The 3,286-nt window shown below is 45.2% G+C and carries 4 protein-coding genes; 2 read left to right on the top strand and 2 right to left on the bottom strand.

The features are described from left to right. Window positions 1-373 precede the first annotated feature (373 nt). A complete protein-coding gene (locus B3W37_RS04255) occupies window positions 374-808 on the top strand; it encodes a hypothetical protein (RefSeq protein ID WP_481039700.1) in 435 nt (144 codons plus the stop codon). A gap of 443 nt (window positions 809-1,251) precedes the next feature. Here B3W37_RS04255 and B3W37_RS04250 read toward each other — a convergent pair whose 3' ends face one another. Both B3W37_RS04250 and B3W37_RS04245 read right to left on the bottom strand, forming a co-directional pair. Further along, on the bottom strand, window positions 1,252-1,989 hold the full coding sequence (locus B3W37_RS04250) for an ABC transporter ATP-binding protein (RefSeq protein WP_481039702.1): 738 nt from the start codon (window positions 1,987-1,989) through the stop codon (window positions 1,252-1,254). A 6-nt stretch (window positions 1,990-1,995) separates the two neighbouring features. Then, window positions 1,996-2,934 carry an ABC transporter substrate-binding protein gene (locus B3W37_RS04245; protein ID WP_483171689.1) on the bottom strand — a complete coding sequence of 313 codons (939 nt, stop codon included), beginning with the start codon at window positions 2,932-2,934 and terminating at the stop codon, window positions 1,996-1,998. A 149-nt stretch (window positions 2,935-3,083) separates the two neighbouring features. Here B3W37_RS04245 and B3W37_RS04240 point away from each other — a divergent pair. After that, window positions 3,084-3,286 (top strand): DUF896 domain-containing protein (locus B3W37_RS04240; protein ID WP_483174874.1); only part of this gene is annotated, 203 nt, incomplete at its 3' end.

The raw sequence follows: 3,286 nt of genomic DNA, 5'->3' as shown, positions 1-3,286 counted from the left end.
AATCTTTACAAAACACAGCTGTTAACAGGATTTCATCTCTTTTATAAGGTAAATATTTTTTGTGATGGTGGCGCTAGTTTTATTCAGATTAGGTTATTGCTATTTAATTCACCTGAGCAAAATTTAGATTTGCATAAGAAGTCCCTGCCCATGGAGTATCCCCAGGGGGGGTAGAAACATGATAGCTCACTGTTCTATATAGACCTGCTACTCCATTATAGTAAGCTGATGCATATGAAAGTAATTTACAAGACGAGGACATGATAAAAATGGCTGAAAGTGTAACATTGATAAAATAATTTTAATAAGGGTGTTACAAAAGAACCTCCTGGGGTGTTTATATATTTAAGAATATATTTAGGAGGTTTTTTTGATGAGAAAAAAGATTGTCCCTTTGATATTGGCGTTCTTATTAATTTTTGCCGGGAGCGCCCCCGTTTATGCGGATACTGGTTCTTCGGGTAACGGCATTAATGGGGGCCAACAAATTAATTATGTTTATCTTTCCGCGATTGGCTCCGGACTTTCAATAAACACAAGTGGATACGCAACTTGTTCAGGCTACTTAATTTTATTGGAAGATTATAATTCTTCCCTAACCCTTACGCTCCAACGCTCAAATGGCAGCGGTTGGTCTGACGTCAAGTCCTGGTCACAATCTTTTACAGGCAAGGGTTCCCATAGTATGCAAAAAGGATATTATGTATATTCTGGATACAATTATCGCGTGTTGACTACAGCAAAAGTCATAAATGGCTCTACTGTTATAGAAACAGCAAGCGTCTCCTCTCCAATTGAACAATATTAAATTATTTTTCTAAACTATCGCATTTATAATGCTTTTTTAAACAATCTAAAACATTATTCTTCTTTGTAAGCGGCAATATGTCTTTTATAGTTAGCATTAGCCCCTCCTCTTATCTCTTATATATGGTTGAAAATAGTACCGACTCCATAGAATAATTCTTTATTGAATTTCCTATGTGTTCCCCAACTTTCCATCATGCGCTCGCATGTTGCGTTGGGAAGTATACGGCTTTATTGATTGGCTGTGATATTTGGCCAAAAGCATTATTAAGTATATCACCTTTTACAATATAGGCTGTCATGCTTGCGGTATACTCTTTCCCTTTAGTGCCCTTATATGCATCGCGCTCAATCCGGCCATAGGACTCGCGGCTGGAATCGGTATATTCCTACTATCCATGATATGGACACAGTGGTGACACAAAAGTGTCACCACTGTATTCTCTAGTGCTTGATAATGGTCCGCAGTTGATTGGACATCATCTGGTATTCATCCCGGGAGCGCAGGTTATCCATCATAAAACAGGGGTTTTTGATGTTCTCCAGAACCCGTCCCGGAGCCGGAGAGAGCACTACGATGTTGCTGCCCAGGTAGAGGGCCTCGTCCACACTGTGGGTGATAAAAACCGTGGTCACCTGATGCTCTTTCCAGATGTTCAAGAAAAGCTCCTGAATCTCCTCACGGGTGATGGCATCCAGAGCGGAGAAAGGCTCATCCATCAGGAGCAGATCCGGTTTTAACAGAAATGCCCGGGCAATGGCCACCCGCTGCTGCTGCCCCCCGCTCAATTCCTTGGGATAGCGGTGCAGCAAATCATCGATCCCCAGCTGTTGAAAAATATAGCGGCTGTATTCATCGAGAGCGATCCGGTCCTTTTTGATCTTGAGGCCTAACATGGCATTCTGATAGACCGTTTTCCAGGGTACCAGCCCGTAATTCTGCAGGATCAGCCCGATGCGCTGCGCTTTGGGGTCCACGGCCCGCCCGTCTATGGAAACCTGGCCGCCATATTGCTTCTTTATCCCCGACAATACGTACAACAGAGTCGATTTGCCACAGCCGGAAGGACCGATAAAAGTATAGATTTCTCCGCTTTCGATGTCGATGCTCAGATGATCCAGGGCCATGATCTCCTGGTTTTTCCATTTATAGTACACCGATAAATCCTTGATCTTGATCACTAAAAGCTACCTCAATATTGATTCATCCACCAGGTCTTGATATTCATAATTCCCTTTAATGAAATTTTTAGCTTTCATCCACTGCACTACATCATTGACGATCTTCTCATCCGGTTTCACCGCCACGGAGTATTGGGGCAAAACCAGGGAATCTCTGATATTGGCCGGGAAGCCCTGGGACTCGATCACAAAGTCCAAGTAGCTTTCGGCCGGTTCTTGCTGCAGGTAAGCCACGCTGTCATTGTAAGCACGGAAAACCGCTTTGATGGCTTCAGGGTTCTCCTCAAGGCTTTTCGCGGTAAAAGCTATAGCCCCGGGCTTGTTGGCCAGCTCATCGGTGCTGGCAAGGACTTTAGCTCCATTTTTAACCGCCAGGCCGGCCAGGGGTTCAGGCAGGATGCAGGCGTCAATTTTGCCCCCCATAAGCATTTCCAGTCTGGTGGGCAGCGGTGGAATGGCTACTTTTTCCACATCTGCGGGACTCATCTGATCGGCTTCCAGCATCTTGTCGACCATGTATTCCATGATGGTATTGGTGGACAGTCCAACCGTCCGTCCTTTTAGATCCTGCATGGAATCGATTCCCGAGTCCTTGCCGGCCAGCATTTCCACATTGCCGTCATTCCTGGCAATAATCTTCTGCTTAAAACCGCCTTCGTTGGCGAACACCACCGCCAGGACGTCGGTAATCAACCCGTCCAGCTGCCCGCTCTGCATGGCGCTGTCCCTATCCTGGGCGCTTTTGAAATGAACTATTTTCACATCAACGCCGTGGTTTTTAAAATAACCGTTCTTCTCCGCAATAATAAAGGGAACTGATTCCACATCGGGCATCACTCCGATGGTGATGGTTTTTGACTCCGCGGGAGCGGGTTCTTTTTGGGCGCAGCCGACCAGATTAAAAGCGGCGGCCAGGATCAACAAGCAAACCAGAATTCTTTTCATCTTCTAATCCCCCACACTTACATATTTTTTTCCGTGTCTATTCACGCCTGATTTTAATACATTATGCCAGATAAGGCCATAGATTTGGGAAACTTAATCCAAATAATTGTGATAAAATAGCTCAAAAGCATTTGTAGAAGGAGTATAGAATGATCACTGATGAATTAATTCAGCGTATCAATGAATTGGCCCGCAAAAAGAAAAGCCAGGGGTTAACCCCGGAAGAACAAGTGGAGCAGCAAAAGCTTTACCGCATCTATCTGGATTCGGTAAGGACCCAGCTCACCACTCAACTGGACGCCGCCGGCCTCAAGCCCAAAGGCCATGTCTGCCATGACAGCTGCGGCTGCCA

The organism is Syntrophomonas sp. UBA5494 (assembly GCF_002426325.1).
This window is presented reverse-complemented; position numbering and strand designations above follow the sequence as displayed.